21 protein-coding genes are annotated in these 26,738 nt (G+C 46.0%); 8 read left to right on the top strand and 13 right to left on the bottom strand.

Annotation, left to right across the window (positions count from 1 at the left end):
* Window position 1: 1 nt before the first annotated feature.
* Together VM802_RS18570 and VM802_RS18565 are read left to right on the top strand one after the other, a co-directional pair.
* Window positions 2–718, top strand: a complete 717-nt coding sequence (locus VM802_RS18570; protein ID WP_325533273.1) for a hypothetical protein — start codon at window positions 2–4, stop codon at window positions 716–718.
* A 278-nt stretch (window positions 719–996) separates the two neighbouring features.
* Window positions 997–1,134, top strand: a complete 138-nt coding sequence (locus VM802_RS18565) for a hypothetical protein (RefSeq protein ID WP_325533271.1) — start codon at window positions 997–999, stop codon at window positions 1,132–1,134.
* A gap of 64 nt (window positions 1,135–1,198) precedes the next feature.
* Here the strand turns inward: VM802_RS18565 and VM802_RS18560 are convergent, their stop codons facing one another.
* The 7 genes from VM802_RS18560 to VM802_RS18530 form a co-directional block, all read right to left on the bottom strand.
* Complete coding sequence (locus VM802_RS18560) at window positions 1,199–2,431, bottom strand: alkaline phosphatase family protein (protein WP_325533269.1); 1,233 nt, start codon at window positions 2,429–2,431, stop codon at window positions 1,199–1,201.
* Window positions 2,432–2,446: 15 nt separating this feature from the next.
* A complete protein-coding gene (locus VM802_RS18555) occupies window positions 2,447–3,907 on the bottom strand; it encodes a SusD/RagB family nutrient-binding outer membrane lipoprotein (protein WP_325533267.1) in 1,461 nt (486 codons plus the stop codon).
* Between the two features lie 20 nt (window positions 3,908–3,927).
* A complete protein-coding gene (locus VM802_RS18550) occupies window positions 3,928–7,374 on the bottom strand; it encodes a SusC/RagA family TonB-linked outer membrane protein (protein WP_325533265.1) in 3,447 nt (1,148 codons plus the stop codon).
* A 43-nt stretch (window positions 7,375–7,417) separates the two neighbouring features.
* Window positions 7,418–8,401 carry a FecR family protein gene (locus tag VM802_RS18545; RefSeq protein WP_325533263.1) on the bottom strand — a complete coding sequence of 328 codons (984 nt, stop codon included), beginning with the start codon at window positions 8,399–8,401 and terminating at the stop codon, window positions 7,418–7,420.
* A 184-nt stretch (window positions 8,402–8,585) separates the two neighbouring features.
* Window positions 8,586–9,584: an EndoS/ChiA family endoglycosidase gene (locus tag VM802_RS18540; protein WP_325533261.1), complete on the bottom strand. Its 999-nt coding sequence runs from the start codon at window positions 9,582–9,584 to the stop codon at window positions 8,586–8,588.
* Window positions 9,585–9,852: 268 nt separating this feature from the next.
* On the bottom strand, window positions 9,853–10,404 hold the full coding sequence (locus tag VM802_RS18535; RefSeq protein WP_325533259.1) for an RNA polymerase sigma-70 factor: 552 nt from the start codon (window positions 10,402–10,404) through the stop codon (window positions 9,853–9,855).
* Between the two features lie 246 nt (window positions 10,405–10,650).
* On the bottom strand, window positions 10,651–13,023 hold the full coding sequence (locus VM802_RS18530) for a TonB-dependent siderophore receptor (RefSeq protein WP_325533257.1): 2,373 nt from the start codon (window positions 13,021–13,023) through the stop codon (window positions 10,651–10,653).
* Between the two features lie 209 nt (window positions 13,024–13,232).
* Between VM802_RS18530 and VM802_RS18525 the strand changes: the two genes are divergently transcribed.
* From VM802_RS18525 to VM802_RS18515, 3 genes are read left to right on the top strand one after another with little or no spacing between them, the layout of a single operon-like run.
* The gene (locus VM802_RS18525; protein ID WP_325533256.1) at window positions 13,233–14,294 is read left to right on the top strand and encodes a sensor histidine kinase; all 1,062 of its coding nucleotides are present in this window, start codon (window positions 13,233–13,235) and stop codon (window positions 14,292–14,294) included.
* Window positions 14,291–14,989 carry a LytR/AlgR family response regulator transcription factor gene (locus tag VM802_RS18520; protein WP_325533254.1) on the top strand — a complete coding sequence of 233 codons (699 nt, stop codon included), beginning with the start codon at window positions 14,291–14,293 and terminating at the stop codon, window positions 14,987–14,989. Before VM802_RS18525 ends, VM802_RS18520 begins: the two co-directional genes overlap by 4 nt.
* A 10-nt stretch (window positions 14,990–14,999) precedes the next feature.
* Window positions 15,000–17,249 (top strand): CocE/NonD family hydrolase, encoded by a 2,250-nt coding sequence (locus tag VM802_RS18515; protein WP_325533252.1) that lies wholly within the window; start codon window positions 15,000–15,002, stop codon window positions 17,247–17,249.
* A gap of 54 nt (window positions 17,250–17,303) precedes the next feature.
* Here the strand turns inward: VM802_RS18515 and VM802_RS18510 are convergent, their stop codons facing one another.
* On the bottom strand, window positions 17,304–18,320 hold the full coding sequence (locus VM802_RS18510; protein ID WP_325533250.1) for a LacI family DNA-binding transcriptional regulator: 1,017 nt from the start codon (window positions 18,318–18,320) through the stop codon (window positions 17,304–17,306).
* A 123-nt stretch (window positions 18,321–18,443) separates the two neighbouring features.
* On the opposite strand from VM802_RS18510, the gene VM802_RS18505 reads away from it, so the two are divergent.
* Entirely contained in the window at window positions 18,444–19,334 is an 891-nt protein-coding gene (locus tag VM802_RS18505; RefSeq protein WP_325533248.1) for an inositol oxygenase family protein, read from the top strand.
* Between the two features lie 149 nt (window positions 19,335–19,483).
* Window positions 19,484–21,115: a sodium/sugar symporter gene (locus VM802_RS18500; protein WP_325533246.1), complete on the top strand. Its 1,632-nt coding sequence runs from the start codon at window positions 19,484–19,486 to the stop codon at window positions 21,113–21,115.
* On the opposite strand, the gene VM802_RS18495 is transcribed toward VM802_RS18500, so the two are convergent.
* The 5 genes from VM802_RS18495 to VM802_RS18475 all read right to left on the bottom strand — a co-directional run bounded on the left by VM802_RS18495 (window position 21,095) and on the right by VM802_RS18475 (window position 25,212).
* Entirely contained in the window at window positions 21,095–22,324 is a 1,230-nt protein-coding gene (locus VM802_RS18495; protein ID WP_325533244.1) for an FAD-dependent oxidoreductase, read from the bottom strand. The genes VM802_RS18500 and VM802_RS18495 overlap by 21 nt on opposite strands.
* 118 nt (window positions 22,325–22,442) lie before the next feature.
* Window positions 22,443–22,895 carry an SRPBCC domain-containing protein gene (locus VM802_RS18490; protein WP_325533242.1) on the bottom strand — a complete coding sequence of 151 codons (453 nt, stop codon included), beginning with the start codon at window positions 22,893–22,895 and terminating at the stop codon, window positions 22,443–22,445.
* Window positions 22,896–22,959: 64 nt separating this feature from the next.
* Window positions 22,960–23,862 (bottom strand): helix-turn-helix transcriptional regulator, encoded by a 903-nt coding sequence (locus VM802_RS18485; RefSeq protein ID WP_325533240.1) that lies wholly within the window; start codon window positions 23,860–23,862, stop codon window positions 22,960–22,962.
* 133 nt (window positions 23,863–23,995) lie between these two features.
* The gene (gene tssD, locus VM802_RS18480; RefSeq protein WP_325533238.1) at window positions 23,996–24,385 is read right to left on the bottom strand and encodes a type VI secretion system tube protein TssD; all 390 of its coding nucleotides are present in this window, start codon (window positions 24,383–24,385) and stop codon (window positions 23,996–23,998) included.
* Window positions 24,386–24,522: 137 nt separating this feature from the next.
* Window positions 24,523–25,212: a response regulator transcription factor gene (locus VM802_RS18475; protein ID WP_325533236.1), complete on the bottom strand. Its 690-nt coding sequence runs from the start codon at window positions 25,210–25,212 to the stop codon at window positions 24,523–24,525.
* A 622-nt stretch (window positions 25,213–25,834) separates the two neighbouring features.
* Between VM802_RS18475 and VM802_RS18470 the strand changes: the two genes are divergently transcribed.
* Window positions 25,835–26,719 (top strand): helix-turn-helix transcriptional regulator, encoded by an 885-nt coding sequence (locus VM802_RS18470; RefSeq protein WP_325533234.1) that lies wholly within the window; start codon window positions 25,835–25,837, stop codon window positions 26,717–26,719.
* The last annotated feature ends 19 nt before the right edge of the window (window positions 26,720–26,738 follow it).

Genomic DNA, 26,738 nt, shown 5'->3' with positions numbered 1-26,738 from the left:
TATGGAAAAAATGTTAAAGGAAGTCCGCTTCCTCAAGATCTATTCTCTTGTACTGACAGCTGTATTCGCCCTGTTTATCTGCATGTCTTTCAGATCAGACATCAAAAAACAACGCTTCCAGGAAATAGACGTGGAACGCATCAATGTAATTGAAAAAGACGGTACACTAAAACTTGTTATATCCAACGGCGAACGCCAGCACCCCGGGATGAGCGAAGGCCATGTATTCCCCGCCCGTAAGCGACAGCCAGGGCTTATTTTCTTCAATGGAACCGGCGACGAATGCGGCGGACTGGTTTATGATGCCAACAAAAAAGACGGAGCCGGTCTCGTGCTTTCTGTAGATCAATATCGCGACGATCAGATCATGCAGCTGCAATATATGCAGGAGATTGAAGGCAAGGAAAAACACCGCACATACGGACTGAAACTCTGGGATCGCCCGGATGACAATCCTTCACTCTATCAGGTGGGAAGAATCATTGATTCCCTTAAAGCCCTGAAAGACGAAAAGATATATCAACAGGAAGAAGAACGGATGCTGAAAGCCGGCGTATTCGGCACTGAACGCATGTTTGTTGGTAAGACTTCTAAAAATGATGTCGGCCTTTTTATCCGCGACAGCAAAGGGAAAACCAGGATCAAAATCTATGTCGACAAAAACAACCAGACAAAATTTGAAACCTTCGACGAAAACGGACAGCTACTAAAACAATAAAAGTACACAGTACGCTGTAAAACAAACTATAGTAAAGGGAATAGGCATGCTGCCTGTTCCCTTTGTTTTTTTGTGGGAAATATTCAGGTATTTTTTTGTACCTTAAAGAAAGCAACGATTATCTAAACCGAAAACCTAAAAGAAAATTTCACGTTCCTGTTGCTTATGCCATATCTATATACATAGCGAATATCGCTCCATTCCACTTTTTTTATAGGGGTAGCCGAAAACCTGAAGAAAAGAGTAGGCAGTCATTTCTTTTGTATAAAACCACTTTTATGAAAAAGAAAAGCAAGAAAAAACTTTCCATCACTAAAATGAAAGTTTCCAGACTTAACGAAACCGGGGATAAAAAAGCGCAGAAAGCTACGATCCCACCCTACTCATTCTGGTGCGAAACCAATACCATCTGCTAGTTTAACAACAACTGAAAGGGATGGACATATGCCCATCCCTTTCAATTTCGTATAATCATTTACATCACTGTTTACCTACCCATCTGTTTACCATATTCTCCGGGCCTTCCAGTACAACCTTGTAAAACCCGGAAGGGACATCTTTTACACTCACCTCGGCATGCTCTTGCTGTAAAGGCGCCTGCCCCAGCAGTTTATAGGTATCATGCCCGCCGGTTTTAAAGTTATTGGTGGTAGTTACCCATATCTTCACATTACCGCTCTTTTCCTGCGCTTTCCAGGTAAGTTTAAGCGCGCCATTGTCAAGTGTAGCTCCTGGCTGCGCCAGAGATATTTTGCCTGTAAGTGGCACACCGTCCAGCTCCCGGCCGCTTTCCAGCGGCACCGAGATCTTCATGAAGCGCGCAATAGTAGGCAGAATGTCTACGATACCGGGCTGTGCTGCCTTAAAGTACGGATTCAGGCCTTTGGCATTGGTGAACATCCATGTGGCACGCTCACGGTCTGATTGCCCCCCATGCCCATGTCCGCCATTAGCGGTGCGGCCATGGTCTGTGGTAATAAATATCTGCCAGTCTTCCCCGAAATTCTTGCGGCGGTATTCCAGCGCTTTCCAGATGCGGCCTACCTGGTCGTCCATCATGTTGATAGCGTTATAGAACTTTTCACTATCGCCGTAGCGGTGCCCCATGTCGTCTGTGTATTCAAGATATACCCAGGATAAGTCAGGCGCCTCCTTGCGGATATAATCGGCTGCGTTATTCACCACTTCTTCATCGATCAGATGGATGTACCAACTCTCCTTATCGTGAGGGAACCGTGAGGTATCTTTCTCCAATCCATCGAAGTGGTAATCGATCTTCAGATTGCCGGTCTGTGGCAGTCCGTCGCCAACAAGTTTAGTACGGTTATCCAGCCAGGAAGAGAAGATTGCTGTTTTCTTCTGTGGGTATGCTTCTTTGAAAAAGCGGAAGATACTGCCATAGCTGTAGTTCTGTGCGGCAATATCATTGTCCCAGACATTATGTTTATTCACCCAGGTACCTGTCAGCAGGCTGTTATAACCTACTGCAGAGATGGTGGGTGTCTGTGAATAGCCGCCTTTTTCCCCACCAACATAAGCGCGCGTGTAGCCGCCTTCCTTTGCAATACTGCGCAGATTGGGAGTCGGTTGCTTTTCAATAACGTCTGCGGGAATACCATCAACAATAATAAAAAGGGCTTTCTTTTGCTTCTGTTGCGCTACCAGCACAGTACAGGAGAAGATGCCGAATGAGAGGATAATTGCTTTTAACATTGGTCACTATTTTTTCTATTCTTTTATCAGTAGCCACATTACGCCGTTAATATCATCGCCCTGCGGGTATTGGCGGGCAATAGCATCACTCACATGCTGTCTGTTAAGATTCAGCTCTCCATCAGGATACATCCAGCGTTTAGGAATCTTCTTGTTGTTCAGTACACCACTTCCGGAAACGTCAAACACAGGAAGCCCGGTACGGCGTTGTTCATAAAATACCTGCCAGCCAGAATTCATAAAAAAGCTGATGTATTTCTGATTGAATATCCCTTCCAGTTCACGACCTGCCACCAACTGAATTGCCGGTTGCGCAAGATACGCTGTAATGTCTGCAGGTGCTATTTTACAAAATTCCAGGGAAGCCTGTATACCTTTCCTGTAATAATCATCCACATTACCACTAATCCAGCCACGCACCACAGCTTCAGCCAATATGAACTGCAGCTCTGCATAACCAATGGCAATACCAGGCTCATTCACAGGGTCGTTGTAATAACGTTTGGCGATTTTGGACACTTCCCCGGCCACTACACGGCTGTTATTCTCATCGATGGTGGCGCTCCCTTTTGCGCCGCCATAAGCATTGAAGTCGTTGTCCGGCAGCGCGGCATACCTGGTGGCTTTCTGTGCAAAGCGGAAAAGCCTGGGGTCTTTGTACCCTTTCAGCAGGTTCACGAAGGTCTCTTCCATATAGAAGGCTGTCTGCAGGTTGTTGTTGTTATAGTAGGGATACCTGTTATCCTGCAAATCGGTAAATACGAGCTGGCCATTGTCTACATTACCGGCCATCAGCGGATATTTGGAAGGATTGTTCACGATCTCGCTGAAACGCTGCCTCACATTTAACTTTGTACTGCCTTCCTTCAGCGACAGACTCATTAATATACGCAGGGAGAAGGAATTGATCAGACGTCTCCATTGCTCTTTCTTTCCTCCGTAAATAATATCGCCGCGGATATCACCATCATCAGCTGCAAGCTGATTACTTGCCGCTTTCAGGTCGTCGAGGATATGCAAAAATATATCCTCCTGCTTGTCATATACCGGTGCGAAAGCCTCATTGGCGCCTTTCAGCGCCTCACTGTAAGGAATATCTCCAAACGTGAGGGTGAGCTTCATAAAGAAATAAGCACGGAAAAACTTAGCCAGCGCAAGGTATACAGGCTGACTGAGACGGGTGGCCTCTTCTTCCATCTTTACTACCTGACGCAGGTTGTTATAGTTATCAAATCCGGAGCGCAGCCAGTTGTAATACTGGTTGGCATCTACTCCATCCGTATACGTAAGCTGACGGGAAGCCAATGCGGCAGAGGTACCTATCTCATTGAAGGCGATGGCTTCAATCCTTGTCAGTAACAGATCTGGTGTGGATTGCGTTGGTTTGTTCGGGTCTGTCTGGAAATACTCGAATTTCTTACAGGCGCTGAAAGCAGCCACCATAAAGAAAAGTATTGCAAGTGATAATTTCCGCATGATGCACATTGCTTGAATGATTAGAATTTTAAATTCAGGTTGAAGCCCATACTACGTGTAGAAGGTGTCTGCAGATCATCTCTTCCCGAATCGGGGTCCACATTGGGTAGTTTGGAGAAGAGCAACAGGTTACGGCCTACAAATGATATAGAAGCATCCCTGATGAATGTCTTGCTTGTCCATCTGCCAGGAACCTGCCAGGTGAGGTTCACTTCACGCAGTTTCAGGAATGTCTGCGAATAATAGTTATTGTTGGTATTTGCGCTGTTGCTGGTGTTGATCATATAATCGATGTAATTCACCGCTTTCCCGTTGGGCGCAAACTTCCGTGTATCTGAGATGATATTGCCATCAGCATCATACTGGATACCACCTGAAGTCACTACCACGCCCGGGCCTACATAGGTATTTTTACCGGCGTTGGCATCATCCCTGAACTGATTAACTGTACCCGGGTGTGTGCCACCCCACCACATCTTAGCGTTGGTAGTGGAGTAGATCAGTCCGCCAATGCGACCGTCCACCAGGAAGCGCAGCGTAAACTGCTTATAGCGCAACGTATTCTCAAGGCCGTAAGTCCAGTCTGGATCACTGTTTCCGATGTAACGTTTATAAGGGTCACTTTTGGGGAATCCGTTGCTTTCATACACAATATTTCCCGAAGGATCACGCTCGTAAACGTTATCAAAGATTCTGTCCATGCGTTCCCCAGGTCTTATTTTATTCAGCTCAGGTGCATTACCATAAATTTCTTTCAGTATTCTTTTATACTTGCTGAAGTTGGCTGCTATATCCCAGCGGAAATCCTTACTACGTATAGGTGTTCCTGTTATCATGAACTCCCAGCCTGTGCGCAGGAAAACGTTCCCGTTCACCAGATACCAGTTGTAGCCGCTGCTGTTGGCTACCGGCAGCTTCACAATGTTATTGTAATCCCTGGTCCTGAAATAGGTTATATCGAATCCAAGACGGTTATCAAACAGCTTGGTTTCTACACCCGCCTCCCAGGCGCCTGTGGTCTGCGGTTGTATCTGCGGATTGCGTAGCACATCTGTGAACGATAATGATGGTGTGCCATTCCACTTAATACCTTTATCGTACGTAGAGAGGTAAGAGTAAGTATATTCTTTCTGATATGTGTCATCGGTACTGCTGCTGGGCAGTATACCACTGGAAACCTGTGACCATGATCCTCTTGCTTTCAGGTAAGAAATCCAGTTCGGCATCTTTACCAATTCTGATATAACTACAGACCCCGATATGGAAGGATAAAAGAACGAATTGTTGGTGATAGGTAATGTCGATATTTTATCATTACGACCTGTTACCGACAGATAGAACGCACCCAGGAATTCCATATCCACAAAGCCATACACGCTGCTGGTTCGCCTTTCCTCCAGGAGGTTATTACCTAATATAGGATTAGCTGAATTACTCAGGTTATAAAATCCGGGAATAGTCAGGCCATCCGTTTTACTCTGTTGGTATTTGTAATTACGGTAGTAGTTGGAACCACCCAACTCTGCGTGTACAGAAAAGTTTTTACTGAAAGTATGTTGATAACGGCCAATAACATCTGTTACGATATCAAAGTAGTTGTGTGACCATACTTCATAATTACCCCGTGACTTACTGCTGTAGCCGATATAACTCGCCGGTTCTTTGGTATCCTCAGAAAGGCCATAGGCATTCACGCCAGAACGCAGCTTCACACTGAAATCGCTGTTGATCTTATAGTCCAGCGTCATGGAGCCGAAGGTGTTGTTCTTGTAGTAGCCGGTGAGCAGCTCATAAGCCTGGAAGTACGGGTTGTTGTACCAGGAAGTATTGTAATTGCGCTGTTGCAATTTCTCTCTTCCCGGTGCCCAATAGTTACGCAGGTCGCGTATATCCACATCGGAACCTGTCCACAACACCAGGTTGTAGAGATAGTTGGTAGGGCCGTAACCTACAGTAGGATAGTTATCAGAATACTGTCTGTTGTAGGTGATCCGTGCATCTATATTCAGTCTGTCGGTCAGATTATAGCTACCGGCAATACTGAAAGCGCTGTTGTTTAATTGTGTGTTGGGAACAATGCCCTGTTGGTAAATATGAGAGGCGGAAGCCCTGAAATTCCCTTTGTCGCTGGATTTGGTGATGCTCAGGCTGTTGGTGGAAATAACGCCTGTTCTGAAAAAGTTATGTACATTATTTCTGCCGCGTGAAATCCAGGGCAGTGGTACCAGCTTACCGCTATTGGGATCCACCGGACTGTTGTATTGCGGTGTTTCCCAATAGCCGCTCGGAGTAGAGGGATCTTTCTGGTCGAGCTTGGGGCCCCATATCCAGCCGGAGCCTTCAGTGCCGCCGCCAGAGCCATCTACATAGGCATACTTACCTTTGTTGCCATTACCATAAGTAGTCTGTACGTCAGGGATACGGATGAAAGACGGTTGGAACATTGTGGAGGAGTTGACATCTACAGACATCTCTTTCCCTTTACCACGTTTGGTGGTAATCATGATGGCGCCAAACTGGCCAATAGAGCCATACAGCGCTGATGCAGAAGTACCTTTCAGCACATTGAGGCTTTCCACATCATCCGGGTTTATTTTCCACATATCTGCGGTTTGGTCAGGAATACCATCTATAACGATAAGTGGCTTCTGCCCCCGCAGCTGGATGGTCGCGTCACGAAACATATCGGTGGAGTTCCGTATAATGAGACCGGCTACACGCCCTGTGAGAGAGCCGATCAGATTAGGCTCTCTCGCTTTGGTCATGCTTTCGCCTTTTACAGTCTGTACAGCATATCCCAGTGATTTCTTTTCTTTCTGGATGCCCAACGCTGTTACCACTACCTCACTCAGTCCTGATACATCCTGCTGCAGGGCAACATCTATCTGTGTACGGCCGCCTACAGGGAGCTCCTGCGGCTTATAGCCCACCAGCGAAAACCGCAACACATCACCTTCATTGACGCCAGCGAGGGTATAATTACCGGCGCCATCAGAGTTAGCGCCTTTGGTCTTTCCTTTCACGCTGATAATAACACCGGGCAACGGACTGTTATCTTTGGCATCCGTCACAGTTCCCTTTACTGTTATCTGCGCGGCAGCCTGTATATAATCCGTCTGTGGCAAGGCTTTTACTGCATAGTAATTACCTTTTATAGATTCACAGGTAAGTCCATAGGGCCGCAGTAATGCAGCCAGCTCAGTAGCAATATCTGCCTGCTCCATTTTTCTGAAGACATGCGCACTTACAGTTTTACCGTTGAGGATATCACTGTTATAGCTGAATCTCACCTTGCGGCTTTTCTCCAGTACAGGGAATACTTCAGACAGCTGATATACGTCGCGCGCATTCTGTCTGATAGTTCCTTTTGCCATCATATCCTGCGCGTTGACCGCTAACGGAACCGCTGGTATCAGGCACAATAAGATTCCTACTACCTTATTATTAATAAGTAGCCTTTTTTGCATAGCAATGCGTTTTAATAAACTCTGGTTCTGTGGGTGGTAATAATTACCTGGCCAGCATAATCATTACCTGGTTGTTGTGTTTATTGATCCTGATATCAAGTGATTTGTTGAGTATGTTCAACAGCATGTCCAGATCGTTGGCTGGCGTAGTGCCGGTGAATTGTAATTGTGACAGTTGCGGTGCAGAGAAAGTTACCTTCACACCAAATCGTTCTTCAATAAATGTTGCGATCTCTCCCAGGGTCGCATCACGGAATACCTTCTGGTTATCTTTCCAGCAGGTCAGCTGTAATGTATCGGCTGGATGCCTCGTCAGCAGTTGGCTTTCAGGCGCATATGTTGCCATCTCTCCCGGCTGGAGGATCAGTGTCTGTATAGCATTGTTTCCCGGAATATCCACTTTTACCTTACCGCTGTTAAGCACCACATGTACATCTTTCGTGGTGGCGTCCACATTAAAGCGCGTGCCCAGTACCTGTACCGCCAACTCATCGCCGGCATGTACCAGGAACTTCCCGGCGGCGTCCGGAGCCACATCAAAAAATGCCTGCCCTTTTATCCATACCTCCCTCACATCGCGCCAGCCGACACTGTCATATCGCAGTATGGTATTTGCATTCAGGGTTACTGTAGTGCCATCTGGTAGCGTTACTTTTTTCATACCACCATTATCTGTAGTAACAGCAGCAAGTGCGGGCTGACGTTGCTGTGGATGATACAGCAATACGATAGCGGCCGTTATTGCCGCGGCAGCAGCCGAAACAGCTGCTATCCTGCGCAGAATGGTGCGGTGTTTAGTCGTTGACGTTGCAGCAGTAATAACAGCAAGGTTTTGCAGTACCCTTCCCGTGGCAGCATCATCCATTAGAATAGGGCTGTCCTCCTCCAGATCATCCGGCATCGGTAAAATATCCTCATTGTCCTCACGCTGAAGGAAACGGATCAATTGCGTCGTTTCTTCCGCTGTAATGGTGCCATTCGCGTGCTTTATAAATAATTTCTTTATATATGCCGGATCCGGATGCATCTGTAACACTTTATTATATGATACAACCGGGAAATAAAAAGGGACGATCCATGAGGAAAAAATTTTTATGGGAGTATTTGATTCAGGGATTTACAAATACATCGGATAAATCGTCTTGCAATAAAACGGAAGGTCTATCTGGAATAATTTCCAAATAGACCTTCCGTTTTATTGCAACAACGACTTACTTTGCCGGGTTCATGATCTGGATTGCCTGTCTCGAAACTGCGAAATGGGGCGTATGATTATAATCGCGGCTCATCCGGTAAGCCCCTATACCGGCAGCGGTATTATCTTTAGCCCATTTGGCATAGCTCAATAATGACGCGGTGACCTTTGCATCCGAATTGGGCTCATCCTGTGTGCCATCAGCATGAATCCAGGAATCACCATTAACCAGGTAAATAAGCTTATTTGCTCCGTAACCCTTGATTATTGAGCCGAAGCCTGTGGTTCCACTACCTCCCCAATAGTGATTACCTGTGGTATATGACTGGAATAATACGTAGTCGTAATTACTGCTATCGCCTGTAAGTTTATTTCCGTCCAGCGAACCATCTGTATCATAGAAAAAAACGGGCTTCTTCCCCATGCTTAACGTCAATGGAGAGGTCGATTGAGGACCAAAGTATTTAGCTACTGACTTCAATAAATTCGGATAACTGGAAGAGGTTACATTCTTGTTGTCTATTGTCCAGTATTCTATATCGAGATCAATACCATCTAATGAATCCTTCACAATGTGTTCCTGGTACATTGCGCTGGCCCAATGATCATAAGTACTGGCGGAACTTGCCAATGTAGAGGTTGAAGTGGGGGTTGCCGGATCCTTTGAAGACCCGTCAAAATAAGCATCTTGCAAAAAATGACATACCACAATCCTGGTTCCTTTCGCCTGTGCTGCTCTCCAATGCGCGCGGTTCGTATCCCGGCCTGCAAAAAACTCCAGGAAATCAACGCTGTCCGGTGCATTCGCGGGATTAAATGCTTCTGCCGGATCGTCTCCACCTACCAGGAAACCTACAAAAAGACGATGCGGGCTGTCTTTGTATGCCTTAAGAGAGTCGTTCTTCGTAAGGGGCGCCTGAGGCGTATCTATCTCTTCTACATTTTTATAACACCCTGTAAAACAAATGAAGGCAACAATGCCTGATAATACCAATTGTGCTCTTAAATTTTCCATAACAGTGGATTTAGTTTATAAATTAATAAAGATGAACGCATGCTCCCGACGGAGGCATTGCTCTTAAACCTGTCGGAAGCAAACAATAGAGATACCTGTGTCTCCTAATGTTTTTGGAAGGAGGTACAAACCAATAAGTGCCCGGCGACTTATACCTAAGTCCAATTATCAGAAAGACGGGTGAACCAGGAAAAAGGGTGAAGAAGTATGGCAGGTTTAACACACTTGATAAGTTTAACCAAACCGGGCACTGCAGGATACCCCATAATCAAAATAGAAAAATAGAATAAAGCAGCTGCTGACGCAGGAAACGACGGGCTTTTACGATCTGGTCTTTAACAGTGTTTTTGGAGATCCCAAGGCGGATAGCTATTTCCTCATGGGAGAGGCCTTCAATACGGCTCAGACAGAATATGAGTTTACGTTGCGGGGGCAGCATATCCAACATCCTGCTTTTCATTCGCTGCAGTTCCGCAGCGTTTACATCGTCTTCCGTAGTGTTGGCCGCAACGGGTTGATGGTAAAATACAGCCTGCCGTAGATTTTCGTCGAGGGCTGCTTTCTTGAGAATATTAAAGATACAATGCCGGATGGCTGTATAAAGATAGGCACGGATAGAGAGGGAAGGATCGAGTTGCTGCCGGTTGATCCACACTTTCATGAATACTTCCTGTACAGCTTCTTCGGCCATCTCCGGAGAACGGCACAGCTTACAGGCATACCCGAAAAGTGCGTCCTTGTAGGCATAGAACAGCTCGCGAAACGCGGCAGTATCCCCAGCTTTTATTTTTGATATGCATTCCACTCCTAGTTGGCCCATAATGATATGAGGTACAAAAGTCAGAACTATTTATTATCTGAATATTAAGGATCTATTAAATAATACACAAACCTTCGTCGCGATTTTGGTGATCTTTCATTGTTCCTCTGGTGTACAGGACCTAAGCCGGGATTAAATTAGTACAAAAAAGAATAACCCGCTCAGAAAAATTTCCGAACGGGTTGTTCATCTTATCACCAACTATTTCCCTCTTACATCAGGGAAATTGAAAAGTACTTAGTCATATCAGAACTTATAACCTACTGTTACGCGGAGATTACGGCCAGGCTCCGCCTGCCAGTAATAATAGTTTTTATACGGCGATCCGCTGTAGAGATAGGCATCCAGCAGGTTATACACATTGGCTGCAATGGAGAACTGCTGCTTCTCCCAGGAAAGACCACCGTCCAGCTTGAAATAATCCGGCAGTTGACGCTGGGTAGTAGTGCCGGCCCATGCCCAGGTGCTACGGTCTGCCATATACGAAAATCCCGCAGACACTCCGAAGCCACTCAATACGCCCTGTTGTACACGGTAACTCAGCCAGGCGTTTGCATTATGTTTGGCAAAACCCGGTACTGATGCGCCCACGGCCAGATCCTTGGTAGCCTTAGAAATCTTTGAATCGGTATAGGCGTAGTTGGCCACCAGGTTCAATCCACGGATAATCTCTCCGCGAATTTCCAGCTCCACACCTTCGGTCTTTGTCTGTCCCAGTTGCAGGTAAAAGTTCTCCCCATTTCCATTGGTAGGGTCATTCGAAAGCTGGTTATTCTTGATGATGCGGTAAACCGCTACTGTGCTGTTCCAACGGCCATCGAACCAATCTCTCTTCAATCCGAATTCAATGTTATTGCCGGTGATAGGCTTCACTTTGTCGCCGCTTCTCAGGATACCGGTCTGCGGTACAAAACTCTGGTCATATAAGGTATAGGCCGATGTCATCCGGTCGATATTTACGCTGAGGCCCACTCGTGGCGTTACCTGCCTGGCAGTAGTAGTCACGCCGTAAGAAGATTCTTCCACTGTGGTGAAACGGCCTGCCAATGTGAGGCGTACCTTGTTATCCCAGAACCCGATTTCATCCTGCAGGTACACACCAGTGTAAGACTGGTTGATGATATTGGTACCGGCACGCTGACGCAGACTTCTGCTGCGGTCAAACACCGGCAGTCCCATTACAGGCTTTCCGTATTTCGGATTGCGGATATTAAAGAAGGCTTTATTGGAATCCAGGTCAAATCCCTGATTCCAGTCGGCGATGTATTCTTTATTCCCGAGATCCAGGCCTGCCAGTATGCGGTGTTGCAGCGCGCCGGTCTTTATTTCCCCATTCACGAAGAGCTGGCCGAACTTCGCTTCATTGGAAGCATCCCAAATGCTCACACGACGTATCATCGTTCCATCCTTATTCACTGCGCTGGGCCACATGGAAGTACCCTGCTGCTGATAATTGAAATACGCTGCCTGTGCCGTGAGCTTCCAATCCTTACTGATATTATGCACCACATTCAGCATAAGACTGTTGTCGCTGATATTGGTAGGATCAAGGCCAGGTTCCGCAGTGGTGAAGTTTCTTGGCGTAGTGGCGTAATCATAGTCAAAGACATAAAAGGTCCCTACGTTCGACATCTTCACCTGTTGCAATACATATTCCAGTGTCAGCGTAGTACGGTCGTTCACTTTATAGCTCAGCACAGGCGCGATGCTGTACCGGTTAGTGTATTCATATTTTCGGAAAGAGTTCTTGGCCTGTCCCATAAGATTGAGGCGGAACAATAGCTTGCCGGATTTATCCAGCTTGCCGTCCAGATCAAGGGTACCGCGGTACAGATCATAACTGCCCAGTGTAAGAGTAGCCTCACCTTTGGATACGCCGGTGGGCTTTTTGGTTACCACATTGTAAATACCGCTGGGCTCTCCGTTAGACATCATGAATCCTGCCGGTCCTTTGACAAACTCAATATGATCCACAAAGCTCATATCTTCTGTGAGTGGACCCCAGGTTGACGTAACATTCATCCCGTTACGGAAAGCAGAAGCTCTTGATCCACGCATGTTTACACGGGTATAAAGATCACCCCAGTGTTCCAGTTTGGTAGCGCCGCTTACATTGCGCAATACGCCGTCGTTCATGCTGATGATCTGCTGATCTGCCATCACTTTGTTGGATACCACCTGAATATTCTGTGGTATTTCAAGGATAGGCTCTGCAAGGCGCAGGGAAGAAGACAGTTGGTTGGTTTTATACGGGCTCCTTACGGACGTAACATTGAACTCCTGCAGACTCAGGCTGTTGGCACTGATAGAGATAGTTACATTCACCGTTTCCCTCGCAGTTACTATTACAGGCTGCGTCTTTTTCTCATACCCGATGAACGACACTTCAATATCATAGCTGCCAGGGCGTACATCTTTAAATACAAATACGCCTTCTGCCGATGTGATTACAGACCTGTGCGCACCCTTCAGGAGCACAGATACGGCCGGCGCCGGTTGTCCATCTTCAGTGATCACTTTTCCGTGGATGGTCCCTTTGTCTGCCTCCTCAGCATGCAGGTAGGCGGGTAACAATATTGCTAACAGTACAAAATACAGGTGTAGAAATCTCCGATACATTCTATTGATAAAATTTATAAGTCGATGGATTAATATGCGATGCAAAGCTACTTACCGGCACTGCCGGCTTGTTTTACGAATAGGGAAAAAGATTTACGCAATAAGGAAAATCTTGATCCATCATACGCTTATCCCCATCTCTTGACGTTCGCCTACTTTCTTTTCAGTATCTGGGAGAGAAGACATTATTTTGTAATACAGGTATCATTATGGGAAAGCGGACTTCACTTACTCTCTACTGGAAATGCCAGCTCATTGGCTGGACGATAGCAGCCTTTTACTGGGAAGTAGATGCTTTTATCCGGAGTGCTCATTTCAATTTTACGTTTGCTGTCATCAACTTCATCGCAGATATTATTGTCAATATCATCATCACACACCTCTACCATACTTATGCGTTGCGCAAAGGCTGGCATCAGCTTAGCCTACAGGCGTTACTCTGGCGGCTGATTCCAGCCGTAGTGATATTATCAGTAGTATTTACCGCTACTGTGATGCTGCGATTCTATCTGTTCAATCATTACATACTGCATTCTTTCAGCGGCTCTTTTCCGGCATATGTGGTAAATGCAGGCTGGGTTTCCTTTATTGCGGGAATCAGAATCATGTTTATCTGGGTACTGGCCTGGCATATGTATCATTACGCACAGCGTGAAATTAAAGCAGCACGTGAAAATGCGCAGCTACAACTCATTGCCCGGGAAGCACAGCTGAATAACCTGTCGGCCCAGCTGAATCCGCATTTCTTCTTTAATTCATTGAATAACATTAAAGCACTGGTGATAGAAAATCCAGATCTTGCTAGAAGAGCCATAGACCTGCTATCTGACTTACTGCGCACTTCATTGTTACACAAACAAGGACAACTGATTCCTCTCCGTGATGAACTGGGATTGGTGAAAGACTATCTCGAACTGGAGCAGCTACGCTTCGAGGAAAGATTAACTATATCGCTACTTGCAGATGAAAAGCTGATGAATATATCCGTTCCACCGCTCTGCCTGCAAACGCTGGTAGAAAATGCCATCAAACATGGTATCAGCAAAAAGAAGGAAGGAGGATTGATAACGATAAATATTTCGGAGGAAGATAACCTTTTGAAAATGACCGTGCAAAATCCTGGGAACCTAAACAACATCCAAACTTCTCCCGGACTTGGTATCAGAAACCTAAAAGAAAGGCTGCAGCTGCAATTCCGGGGCAGCGCATCGTTTCATATTATTCAACATGACGGCATCGTATTATCCACCCTTTTAATTCCTGGTGTATGAAAAAGTTCAAGGTGATAATTGTTGATGATGAACGATCTGCACGGGAGGAGATTCGGCGGGCCTTGCTGCCTTATCCCGATTACGAGGTGATTGGTGAAGCCAGGAATGCAGATGAGGCAGAAGCCCTGATACACGCCCATCGTCCTGATCTGCTATTCCTTGACATCCGGATGCCGGAGCGTTCAGGATTTGATCTGTTGGCAGCATTACCCGATGTTCCTGAAGTAATCTTCACTACAGCATTTGATCAGTATGCTGTACAGGCATTTGACAACAACGCGCTGGATTATCTCATGAAACCCATCAGGGTAGAACGCTTTGCACAGGCGATGGAGAAGCATGGTAAAAAAATGCAGGAGAATAATACCACCGGCAAACAGCTTTTTATAAAAGACGGAGAACAATGCTATTTCATCAAACTAAAAGATATCTATCTCGTTGAATCGGCCGACAACTACGCCCGGCTTCACTTCAATGATAAAAAGGCACTCATCAGAGCGTCTCTTCATCAGTTAGAAGAAAAACTCGATCCGGATATTTTCTTCCGCATTAACAGAACACAGCTTATCAACACACAATACATCACACACATACAACCCACTACCGGTGGACGTTTCACCATACATCTCTATAATATGACGCTGGAAATATCAAGCCGTCAATCGGTGAAGTTCAGGCAGTGGAATAAACCCTGACAATATAATTATGAAAAGAAAATTATGCTTCATGGCCATACTATGTGCCATGATGACCGGTAGCGCCATGTCGCAACAGCTGGCATTTCCCCGCGCGGCACTAAAAGACAGTTCCTTGCTTGCCAAAGCCATACCAGCACTGGCAACTGCGGCACTACAAACATTGGAGGACAATGACAATCACAGTCCGTATCTCATAAACCGCTTCGTGCTGCAAGTGGCTGCAGAAAAATACGTCGCAGCACTTCATTCCATAGAAGCGTACCGCCGCTACTATGCTGCAACCGATCCTGATATGGCAGGGATACGGTTCATACAATATCAGACCTGGTGTGAAACGAAACTATTACAAGCAAAATGCGGCCGCCCTTTTAAATACTGCTTCAAATCCTCATTCAGCAATACTTTCAGTCAACTCAGTCATGGCAACAACTTTGACATCGACAGCTGGTTCCTGGTCGATACTACAGCGCTACACACAGACCTGAAAAGAACACTGGTACTCCCGCTCGCCACAGACAGCATCTCAGTAAGCGATGCCATCAGCCTTTGTAAAAAGTATACTGCCTGGCGCATACATACAACCATGGTACCACTTGCAGTCCCATTACTGGCAACCATCAACCAATCTCATTACCGGATAAACGACAGCCTGCTTGTCCCCACCAGGGACGGCACACAGATTTCAGTGATCGTAGCACGCCCCGCAAAACAGTCAGGTCCGTTGCCCGTCATTTTCTTCTTTACCATTTATACGGAAACTAAGAATCTTAATATCGCTAAAGAGGCCGCAGCAAAGGGGTACATAGGAGTAGTAGCCAACACACGCGGAAAGCGGCACAGTCCACAGGAACCGGTTCCTTATGAACACGACGGTAACGATGCCTATGATGTAATAGACTGGATCAGCCGGCAGTCCTGGTGCAATGGCAGGATCGGTATGTATGGCGGTAGCTATGTTGGGTTCACGCAATGGGCTGCTGTAAAGAACGGAGTGCACCCGGCGCTTAAAACCATTGTCCCCTCAGCCGCCGTGGTACCTGGTTTCGACGTTCCCAAAGAAAATAATATATTCATGAACTTCGTGTATTCGTGGATACCATACGTTACCAACAACAAATTCCTCGACAACGAAACGTATGACGACAGGCAAAGATGGCAACAGCTGAACTTCAACTGGTACAACAGTGGTGCCGCCTATAGCAGCATGGACAGTATTGATGGCATTCCTGATAAAATATTCCATAGGTGGCTGCAACATCCTGCCTATGACACTTACTGGCAAAACATGACCGCCTATCGCAACGACTTCTCTCATATAAACATCCCTATACTTTCCACTACAGGCTACTTCGACGGAGCCCAGATCGGCGCGATGTATTACTTCCGGGAGCATCTTAAATACAATCCACATGCAACACATTACTTCGTGATTGGTCCTTATGATCACCTTGGCTGTCAGCATGTCTCCTCGCCATATGTATCAGGCATGAAAATCGACTCCGTTGCCAACTTAAGCATACACCGGCTTATTTACGAATGGTTTGACTATATTCTGAAAGATGGCCGGAAACCAGCGTTACTAAAGGACAAGATCAACTACGAAGTAATTGGCGATAACCAATGGAAACATGTACCTACCCTTGGGGGCATGAACAACGACACACTGACATTCTATCTCGACAGCAGCAAACTCTCCTCCATTCGGCCCGTAATCAGCCGTCAGATGGATATTCAGGTTGATCTTACAGAAAGAAGCAATAATGCTACCATCAATGCGATCCTTTCTCCTTTAATGGATACCACGGTAAATAGCATAAACGGCCTTCGGTTTGAAAGCAGCCCCTTAAAGGAAGATCTTACTATCAACGGCAGCTTCCTTGGGCAGCTTCAGGCCATCATCAATAAGAAAGATATGGACATAGGGGTGAACCTATACGAGCTTACGTCAGACGGACAATACTTTCAGCTCTCATATTTCGTGGGGCGCGCCAGCTATGCACACGGTCTTGAAGAAAGACAGTTACTCATACCGGGAAGCATATCATCCATCCCGTTCAGTAATACACGCATGATCAGTAAAAGAATACGCAAAGGCAGCCGGTTCGTGGCCATACTTAACATCAACAAAAGCCCTTTCGAACAGATTAACTATGGTACTGGCGGAGATGTAAGCCAGGAAAGCGTAGCCGGTGCTGATACACCGCTGCATGTCCGGTGGCTCAATAGCAGCTACATTGCAATCCCTGTAAACAGGTGAAATAGTCGTTAGTTTTTAGCAGTCAGGTATTAGCTTGGCGCTAATAGCTAAAAGCTAACTCCTTTTACTGGAACCCCGTATTATTAATTCAGATGGTATCACGATCTGTGTGGCAGGAGATGGCGCATCCTTCTTACCCAGTGATTTCAGCAGCAGCTCTGCGGCGGCTTTCCCTATCTGAAATGCTGGTTGCGTGATGGTTGTAAGTGGCGGATGCAAAATAGCGGCAATGTCCAGGTTGGAAAAGCACACCACCTTAATATCCTGGGGAATAGACAGTTGCAGTTCATTGCAAACCTGGTATACCGTGTTGGTAAGGTTTTCCACGGAAGCTACTATGCCGTCGGGCCGGTTCTCCTTTGCAAGTAGTTGTTTTATTGCGGTAAAATTAGCCGCTGTATCTGGGGTACAGGTGATCATATCATCCGGAGACACGGTAAGGTGGTGATCCTTCAGTGCCTGCTGATAGCCAGCCATACGGTTATTGCTGATAGAAAGACTGTTGGAAATACCTAGGAAGGCGATATGACGGCAGCCGTTGTCAAGCAGGTGCATGGCCCCGGTATATCCGCTGTTGAAATCATCTGTAACAACTTTCGGAGCCTCTACATTTTCAAGCACCCTGTCAAAAAACACTACAGGAACGTCTTCCGCAATCAGTTCGCTGATATGGCTGCCATCTGTGGTTTCTCTCGAAACAGAGATCAGCACGCCATCTACCCGGCCGCTTTTGAAGTCCTTTAGGATAGCTTGTTCACGGGCATAAAGTTCATGGGTAAGATATATCAGTACGTGGTAGTCTTTCTCTTCAATGGCCGCTTCAATGCCATTAATCGCAATGGAGAAAAAGCTGTCTGCCACTTCCGGAATAATCACGGCAATGTTCCTGCTTCTGCGGTCGCGAAGGCTGCTGGCATAGGCATTTGGTGCATAATTCAGCTGCTTCGCCACTTCCAGCACCCGCTGTTTGGTGGCAGCACTGATCTCATGACTATCCCGCAATGCCTTGGAAACGGTTGCCGGCGAAAGGTTCAGCTCTTTCGCCAACGCTTTTATGTTGACTTTTTTCATCAGCTGATAACGTTGGAATATTTCCGGTATTTCATCACTTCTTCACGAAACCGGTTTCGTAAATAAAACAAAAAAATCGTTCAAAATAGCCGAAATTTAAGAGAATCATAAAAACAATTCCACATGGCTCAGTCACAGCATTCATTTACAGATAAGGAAGTCAATCCGTTGAATAGTCTTGACGAATGGGAAGACGCAGTGCTGCAACGTTATCCGACTCCTGAAACCATTGCCACCAGCAAGTCTGCAGATGAATACAGGAATTACGACAATCCGGAAAGAGACACTGTCAGAGAATTCTATCGTCTCAATCATACTTACCAGACATACGATTTCGTGCAGCAGAAAAGAGCTGACTACCTGAAGTTCGACAAGAAGGCAATGCCTGTATGGGATGCTTTCAACTTCCTTAATCAACTTGTAGATGATTCAGATCCTGATACGGACCTGGATCAGTTTCAGCACCTGCTGCAAACATCCGAAGCCATACGCGCCGATGGACATCCGGACTGGATGGTACTTACCGGCCTTATGCATGATATGGGTAAAGTGCTGTGCCTCTTTGGTGAACCACAGTGGGCCGTTGTAGGCGATACCTTCCCCGTTGGTTGCCCTTATTCAGATAAGGTAGTATACCCGGAATACTTCAGCAACAACCCGGATTACACCAACGCTACCTATCAGACAGGCACTGGCGTATATAAGCAACACTGCGGATTACGCAATGTAGATATGTCGTGGGGGCATGATGAATACGTATATCAGATGCTGAAAGACTATTTGCCCGAACAGGGATTGTATATGCTACGCTATCATTCATTCTACGCCTGGCACAGAGAAGGAGCATACGATTACCTGCTGGATGATCATGACCGCGAAATGCTGAAATGGGTGAACCTTTTTAATCCATATGATCTTTATTCGAAAAACCCGGTGCCGCCGGATTGGACAAAGCTGCGCCCTTATTACGAAGATCTTGTGGCGAAATATCTGCCAGCTGATTTAAAATTCTGACTGTTCCGTAAAATCCCGTAGTTGTTTTGATAATGCTTGTTTGCAGATGTCCCCCCTCCGGGGGAACGGAAAAAATGTATATCTTATAGTCAGTTTTATCAACCATATTCACCAATTCCACCACCAGATACAATTCATATTGCCGTCTCATGAACAAGCTGCAACAGGCTGACTATATTGTTTTCTTTATTTACTTTATTATCGTTGCCCTTTATGGGTATAATGTATATCGTAAGAAAAAATCTGCCACTACGAGTTCAAAGGATTTCTTCCTGGCTGAAGGATCACTTACCTGGTGGGCTATTGGTGCATCACTAATTGCATCCAACATTTCTGCAGAACATTTCATTGGGATGTCCGGCTCCGGCTTTGCACTGGGACTGGCTATCTCTACCTACGAATGGATGGCAGCGGCTACACTCATTATCGTAGCGGTGTTCTTTATACCGTTGTATTTAAAAAACGGTATCTATACCATGCCGCAATTCCTGGCAAAGCGCTATAATGATAAAGTGAGCACTGTGATGGCGGTATTCTGGCTGCTGGTGTATGTTTTCGTGAATCTCACCTCTATCATTTATTTGGGCGCGCTTGCCATCAACTCCATCTCATCCATTCCTTTTGAATGGTGCATTGCAGGATTATGCATCTTTTCCGTAATTGTAACGCTGGGCGGTATGAAGGTGATTGGTTATACAGATGTGATACAGGTGTTTGTATTGATCGTGGGCGGGTTGGTAACCACTTACCTTGCCTTGTCTCTGCTCGCAGATAAGTTCGGTTATGGCGGCAATATCATCAAAGGGTTATCTGTATTGCGAAAGGAAGCTCCGTCTCATTTTCACATGATCTTCCAGAAAAGCAATCCTTATTATAAAGATCTTCCCGGCTTGTCTGTACTGATCGGCGGCATGTGGATCAATAACCTGGCCTACTGGGGATGTAACCAGTATATCACGCAACGCGCTCTGGGAGCCAGTTTACCGGTTGCCCGCAAAGGCATACTGTTCGCGGCTTTCCTCAAGCTGCTGGTTCCGGTGATCGCAGTATTACCAGGTATTGTAATGTATGTGCTGCATAAGAACGGAATGTTCCAGCACGAAATGCGCGACATTACAGGCGTCGTTAAACCAGACCATGCTTACCCGACACTCATGAACCTTTTGCCTGCAGGATTGAAAGGCGTTGCATTTGCCGCACTCACAGCGGCAATTGTAGCGTCTCTTGCAGGCAAGGCAAACAGTATCTCCACCATTTTTTCGCTGGATATTTATAAGAAATTTTTCAGGAAAGATGCAACAGAGCAGCAGCTGGTGAGTGTAGGAAGATGGGCCGTGATCATAGCGATGCTCCTTGCTGCGGTGGTTACACCATCACTCCGTTCGCTGGACCAGGCCTACCAGTTCATACAGGAATATGTCGGCTTTATTTCACCAGGCGTACTGGCAATATTCCTGCTGGGTTTCTTCTGGAAACGGACTACAGCCGCCGCAGCGCTCACTGGCACATTGCTCACGATTCCCATCTCCACCATATTGAAATTCCTGCCGGCGTGGACGCATGGCGCCTTCCCTGATTATCCTTTCCTTGACAGAATGTCTATCACTTTCGTACTGATAGTGATCATCATGATCGCAATGAGCCTGTTGCGTCCGCGTAGAGAAGACGACGGACATGTGATGGAAGTGGATACCGCAATGTTCCGCACCTCGCCTGGTTTTGTAGTAGCCTCTGTGATTATCATTGGTATACTGACCGCGTTATATACCGTTTTCTGGTAACGGCGGCTGTTCCCAGTCCAGCTTGTAGCGATATAGCCAGTGCAATCCTTTCTCGCCAAAAAGCGGTACAAAGATGCGAATCATCATATCGCGGATCTTCGCCTGGAAAGGAGTGAGGATCTTCTTATCTGTACCACGCCGCCTGCCTTCAGCAACAATCTTCTCCACACGGGGTTTTCTGTCTGCTTCAAATTTTGCGAAGGCAGAGCCATACGCACCACGTGTAACACGCAGCAGCATTGCCAGGTACATAGCGTCTTCCAGGGCCATAGCAGCACCTTGTCCGGCATTGGGACTTACAGCATGCGCCGCATCGCCGATCAGCATTACACGTTGCCGGTGCCATACAGGCAATGATTGTATATCCACCATGTTAAGGCGTAGCACTTTCTCCGTATTGAGGATAAGTCTTTCCACCGGATCATGATAACCTCTGTAGGTATTAAGCATCTCAGCTTTGATAGACTCAAGTGAAAACTGTTGCAGCTCCTCTCTTGTCATTTCCTTTATCTGCGGCAGATTAGACCACCACATCACAGTATCTTTATCAGCAACGCTGTAACCGAAAAACCCGTTGGGGCCAAATGTATAATTCAGACTGTTCACATCATGTTCAGGGAAGCCCTCAATGGCCGATAGTGGTGTAAATCCACCGACGTTTACAATACCAATATAGGCAGGTGCGGGGCCTTGCGGGAATAAGATGCCGCGCGTACGGGAATGTACGCCATCTGCACCTACGAGTATATCACCGGTGGCGTTGCTGCCGTCGCTAAAATAAATGGTTACCTGGCGATCATCCTGGTATATATCCTGAAGTCTTTTTTCATAGAAAATAGGAATGTCCTGCGAAAATATCTCTGCCGTCATAACATCATACAATGCAGCGCGGGAAAGTGTTACACCAGGCTCTCCGTATTTGCTGTTGCCATTGCTCATGCGCGCCAGTATTTTGCCATTACCATTACGCAGCACGTGATCGCGGGTAATGGTTCCTTTCTCTTTTACACGTTCCGCCAGGCCCAGCGCGGCCAGCACATTCATGCCATTAGGCGCGATATTGAAACCTCCGCCTGCACCCTCTTTGTAAGGGAATGCTTCATAAATACAGCAGGATATACCAGCTTTCTTCAGGAAGAGGGCTAGTGCCAGTCCTCCGATACCGCCGCCTGCAATCAATACATGAAAAGAGTTGGAGTTACTTGTCATAAAGATCGTATTATGCCCCAAAGTTGAGGATACAGGGTCATGCGATCAATATGAAGTAGGTGAGCAAAAGCCATCTACCGGTAAACACATGGTTTATACCGGTAAATGGCAAATGTTTTTATGCACCCTCTACAAGTGTCTTGATAGCTTCCAGGATAGAAGACCATCCGCCGCCGGCTACAGTATCATTATACCGCTTCTCACCTTCAGCCACTTTGGAATAGTCTCCCTGGCTTACATTCAGCGTGGTAGTACCGTTGGAGGGCGACAACTCATATGTAACACGCAGGTAATTTTCAGGTATAAGGTCTATGCCGGCATGCGGATCAATAGTAGTGTATACCAGTTTCCTCTCTGGTTCCAACTCCAGGATAGTACCCTCCACTGCAATAAATTCCTTGCCTTCATAAATAGTCTTCCATTGCAGGGTACTACCTATTTTCCAGTCAGATACAGTTTCACAATTGAACATGTATTTCTTTGTCTCTTCAGGATTCACGAGGGCGTTCCACACCTTGGAAACAGAAGCATTAATAGTGATGCTATTCTTTACAAATAACGGATTGCTCATAGTTTGATGATTTGATAAGGTAATAACGCAAAGTTAGCGGCACATTTTTCCTGCGGATTGCGTTTTACGGATTATTTCTAACAGAATAGGGCGTGAACCCAAATTTCTTTTTGAACGCATTGTTGAAGTGCTGTGGAGTAGAATAGCCCAGCTCAAAGGATATTTCAGCAGCGGTCTTCTGGGTATCACGCAGATATTGATGCGCCAGTTGCAGACGCTGATCCGTGAGATAACCGAATACGGTGTTATTGAATTCTTCTTTGAAGCCGCGCTTCAGCTTATATTCATTAAGGCCTACCGTCTTTGCGATTTCAGACAGGCTGGGTGGGCTGTCCAGGCGTGAATTGAGCAGATCTCTCACCGCCACGATCTTCTCTTTATCTGTTTTGCTTTTCAGAAAAACAGCTTCCTTACTATCAGCCGCAATACAGGAATCAGCTGATAGTACCAGCAGTTCGATACTTTTCGAAAGAAGGAATAAACGTTTGAAATCGCCAGTATACTTACAGTGTATGATCTGTGTGATAACCTGTTGGATAGCAGTTTCCAGTGCGCCCCATTTTTGTGAAAGAATCACAGAATGACCACTGATGATATCTTCTGTAAAACGCTTGAGTTGGTCGCTGGCATTTTGTATGAACCCGATAAAAAGCTCTTTAGGAAACTGAACACCAAATGTTTCCAGTTCGAGTGTCTTGTTTTCCACTACCATATCAAATTCACGGGAGTACATGATATTGTGATGCCCACCGATGAGATCGAACGATTGGTTCAGCTGTTTGTAATGAAACAGATAATCGCCGCGTAGACCGAAGTGGAGTCGCACTACGTCGCTCTGGCTGCTGGCGGGGAAAGAAAAACATTCATTGAAAATGGAAACAGCATGTCCAAGCCTGATGTCATCACATAACCAGGTAGTCATATGAATGACGCCGTTACTGTAGGTGATGCTCTTCTTTTCTTCCATAAGGGTGTGACAGGTGAATTATGTTCGTGTTGTAAATATACATAATTCGCTTTGCTGGTAGGAAAAGAAAGCCTGTTCCCGCTTATGGCGGGATAGAACGCGACAGTATGGAAATAAGGCCGCAGGTGCTTTATCAGAGAGGCCAGGGGTTCTGGTACAATGAATTATTCAGCTTGAGTTCGCGCGAAGACAACGTCATCTGTATCCGCAACGGTTGTTCATTGAACGCATTGAACTGCTCAGTATAAGCAACACAATAGGCATCTGAAAATTTCAGCTCCTTGAGCCTCGACATAGAATCACGGCGGAAAAAAATAATGCTACCGTTCTTGGTTTGGGTGTTGGAAATCATCCAGTCAAAGAGGGTGGTTTCTCCGGCAGACTCCACAAGTACGTTGATAGTACCTCCTTTGGGGCGTGCGGCAGGTTTTCCATTATGGTCTGTACTCTGGCTGAATGAAAAGCTACACTCCAGCACATTCAATTCTTCGCCGTCGATGTTAAGAACTGCTTTGAATGACATAAAATTTTATTACGGTTAACAGGTCCCGTTGCATAGCCGACAGGACAGGGGAAAAAATATGGTATACACAGTGAAAGTACGCTTTTCCGGCTATATGCGGACACTTTCCGGGGGATTTTTTTGTAGTCACGGAAACCTCAGATCAGGTCAAATGCCTGGGCAAAACTGGTAAGGTCGTAGCCGGACTGTGCGCCTATCTTACTTCTGATATTCCTGCGATGTGTAACCGCCGTCTTTTCTGAAATATGCAGTTTATCTGCAATCTCTCCTGCGCTGTATCCCAATGCCATCAACCGCAATATCTCCTTCTCCCTTTTGGTGAGCGCCGCAAAAATGTGCTGGTTACGACGGAAGAAATTATTCTCTTCCAGCAATCTGTTCACCTTGCTGGTCACGTGATGCAACGGATCAATTGGGATCGCACAGGTGATCACATGCGTTGGCTTCCCTTCCGCATTGCGCATGAAGACCCGCGTTGTACTCAGATGCCAGGCCCAGTCTCCGTTAGGAGCCACCTTCACCTGCTGGAAAAAACTGACGGTCAGATTCTGGTCGCCCGGAGCAGCCAGCATATCATTGATCTTAGGAAGATAGTCCGCAACATCCTGCGGATTCAGATAAGCTTCATAATAACGGGCACCCATTTCCCGCAATGCCTCCATCGTTATTCCGATCAGCTGCAATCCCCTGGGTGACATATACTCCACATAATCTTTCTCCACATTAGTCACTATAAAAATTGCCGGCAGCTCCTGGTCTATTGACTGTAAAGCCCTTAGTTTCTCCGCCAGCCCGACTTCCTCTTTTAATACGGAATACGTGCTCATGTAAAAGTATGATACTATAGGAAAGTTAAAATGTTAAGGTGTTTGTTATGGTTGATGCCCCCATTCTTACTATTTGCCCGACAAATGTATATAAAAAACAGATAAGGGTCCCATTCCTGATGAATGAGACCCTTTTTTGGGGGTAAAAATATCGTTTGTCCGGAACAGTATTATCGAAATACTAATAGGTATAATATTATTTTGATTTAAAAAGAATCAGATTAAAATTAATTCTATAACGAAGGTAGACCAATTGCAGTTGTGTTCAAATACCTAGTTGTGAGTATTTTTCTATAAAAACCAGTCCAGTAGCAATGTGTACGACATACACAACCTGCTTTTTTTTCTTGAATATATATGCGGTATAACATCTATTTAATACAGTCGTTATATTGATCCACGCTAATACTTTCTTATCATTCCCTTTCTCTACATAATATATTTCCTTATAAAAATATTTCCGGATTTGTGGTTAAATCCAATTTAATAAGTAATATTAATATCAGATAAGCAGCTTTAACCCTGGCCTTTATGGCCATGCTATTCACCGGATTAATGGAACACCACCGTTATTCCGGTCCCAGGAATGTATGCCACGTTTCATTGTTTCAAACCGCAATGCATGAAAGGCAAATTGTTAAGAGAAATTACTCCATTAACCCAAAGGGATTGCTTTACTTTATTCTCAGGGAATAAAAGTGAACTGGATGCTCCTCTTCATTATCACGAAGAGTTTGAAATTAACTTTATCCGTCACGGAAAGGGCGCCCATCGCGTCATTGGCGACCATACGGGCATTATCGATGACCTCGAACTGGTACTGGTAGGCCCCAATCTGCAACATGGCTGGAGCTCGCATAAACAGAAGAACAAAATCATCAAAGTGGTCTCCATCCAGTTTCATCGTGACCTCCTCGATGAAAAGTTCCTGCATCGCCACCAGCTGAGTCACATTAAAAATATGTTTGAACGCTCCCTGCACGGCATTCTCTTCCCCCTGGAAACCACACGCCGCGTTATGCCACAGATTATTCGTCTGAACCGGCTTCAGGGCTTCTCTTCTGTGCTGGAGCTAATGTCTATACTCCATCATCTCTCTGTAAGTCGCCATATGCGCACCCTTTCAGGTTCCACTTATCACAACCTGGAAACCATCTCATACAACAGCCGGCGGGTGGAAAAGATCATGACCTATCTTAATGAAAACTTCCATAAAGAGACCTCGCTCAGCGAGGCCGCCAGAATGGTATCTATGACAGATGCGGCTTTCAGCCGCTTCTTCAAATCCCGCATGGGAAAAACGTTTATGGACACCCTGCTCAGTATCCGCCTGGGACATGCTTCCCGCCTGCTGATCACCACCCCGCTCACCATCCAGGAAATAGCCCTCCAATGCGGGTTTAATAATATTTCAAATTTCAATCGTATATTCAAAAAGAAAAAAGACTGTACGCCGAAAGAGTTCCGTCTTACTTATATGGCTGCAGGCACACGTACATTTGTATGACCACAGATACAATGGTAGT

Source organism: Chitinophaga sp. (genome assembly GCF_035538455.1).
Lineage (GTDB): Bacteria > Bacteroidota > Bacteroidia > Chitinophagales > Chitinophagaceae > Chitinophaga.
This window is presented reverse-complemented; position numbering and strand designations above follow the sequence as displayed.

Bases quoted from the DNA above. Each gene is read 5' to 3' on its own strand.
- VM802_RS18550 (WP_325533265.1), bottom strand. From the start codon at position 7,374: ATGCAAAAAAGGCTACTTATTAATAATAAGGTAGTAGGAATCTTATTG.
- VM802_RS18470 (WP_325533234.1), top strand. From the start codon at position 25,835: ATGAAAGGCAAATTGTTAAGAGAAATTACTCCATTAACCCAAAGGGAT.
- VM802_RS18525 (WP_325533256.1), top strand. From the start codon at position 13,233: ATGGGAAAGCGGACTTCACTTACTCTCTACTGGAAATGCCAGCTCATT.
- VM802_RS18485 (WP_325533240.1), bottom strand. From the start codon at position 23,862: ATGGAAGAAAAGAAGAGCATCACCTACAGTAACGGCGTCATTCATATG.
- VM802_RS18515 (WP_325533252.1), top strand. From the start codon at position 15,000: ATGAAAAGAAAATTATGCTTCATGGCCATACTATGTGCCATGATGACC.
- VM802_RS18560 (WP_325533269.1), bottom strand. From the start codon at position 2,431: ATGTTAAAAGCAATTATCCTCTCATTCGGCATCTTCTCCTGTACTGTG.
- VM802_RS18495 (WP_325533244.1), bottom strand. From the start codon at position 22,324: ATGACAAGTAACTCCAACTCTTTTCATGTATTGATTGCAGGCGGCGGT.
- VM802_RS18510 (WP_325533250.1), bottom strand. From the start codon at position 18,320: ATGAAAAAAGTCAACATAAAAGCGTTGGCGAAAGAGCTGAACCTTTCG.
- VM802_RS18540 (WP_325533261.1), bottom strand. From the start codon at position 9,584: ATGGAAAATTTAAGAGCACAATTGGTATTATCAGGCATTGTTGCCTTC.
- VM802_RS18535 (WP_325533259.1), bottom strand. From the start codon at position 10,404: ATGGGCCAACTAGGAGTGGAATGCATATCAAAAATAAAAGCTGGGGAT.
- VM802_RS18565 (WP_325533271.1), top strand. From the start codon at position 997: ATGAAAAAGAAAAGCAAGAAAAAACTTTCCATCACTAAAATGAAAGTT.
- VM802_RS18475 (WP_325533236.1), bottom strand. From the start codon at position 25,212: ATGAGCACGTATTCCGTATTAAAAGAGGAAGTCGGGCTGGCGGAGAAA.
- tssD (WP_325533238.1), bottom strand. From the start codon at position 24,385: ATGTCATTCAAAGCAGTTCTTAACATCGACGGCGAAGAATTGAATGTG.
- VM802_RS18520 (WP_325533254.1), top strand. From the start codon at position 14,291: ATGAAAAAGTTCAAGGTGATAATTGTTGATGATGAACGATCTGCACGG.
- VM802_RS18545 (WP_325533263.1), bottom strand. From the start codon at position 8,401: ATGCATCCGGATCCGGCATATATAAAGAAATTATTTATAAAGCACGCG.
- VM802_RS18500 (WP_325533246.1), top strand. From the start codon at position 19,484: ATGAACAAGCTGCAACAGGCTGACTATATTGTTTTCTTTATTTACTTT.
- VM802_RS18490 (WP_325533242.1), bottom strand. From the start codon at position 22,895: ATGAGCAATCCGTTATTTGTAAAGAATAGCATCACTATTAATGCTTCT.
- VM802_RS18505 (WP_325533248.1), top strand. From the start codon at position 18,444: ATGGCTCAGTCACAGCATTCATTTACAGATAAGGAAGTCAATCCGTTG.
- VM802_RS18555 (WP_325533267.1), bottom strand. From the start codon at position 3,907: ATGCGGAAATTATCACTTGCAATACTTTTCTTTATGGTGGCTGCTTTC.
- VM802_RS18530 (WP_325533257.1), bottom strand. From the start codon at position 13,023: ATGTATCGGAGATTTCTACACCTGTATTTTGTACTGTTAGCAATATTG.
- VM802_RS18570 (WP_325533273.1), top strand. From the start codon at position 2: ATGGAAAAAATGTTAAAGGAAGTCCGCTTCCTCAAGATCTATTCTCTT.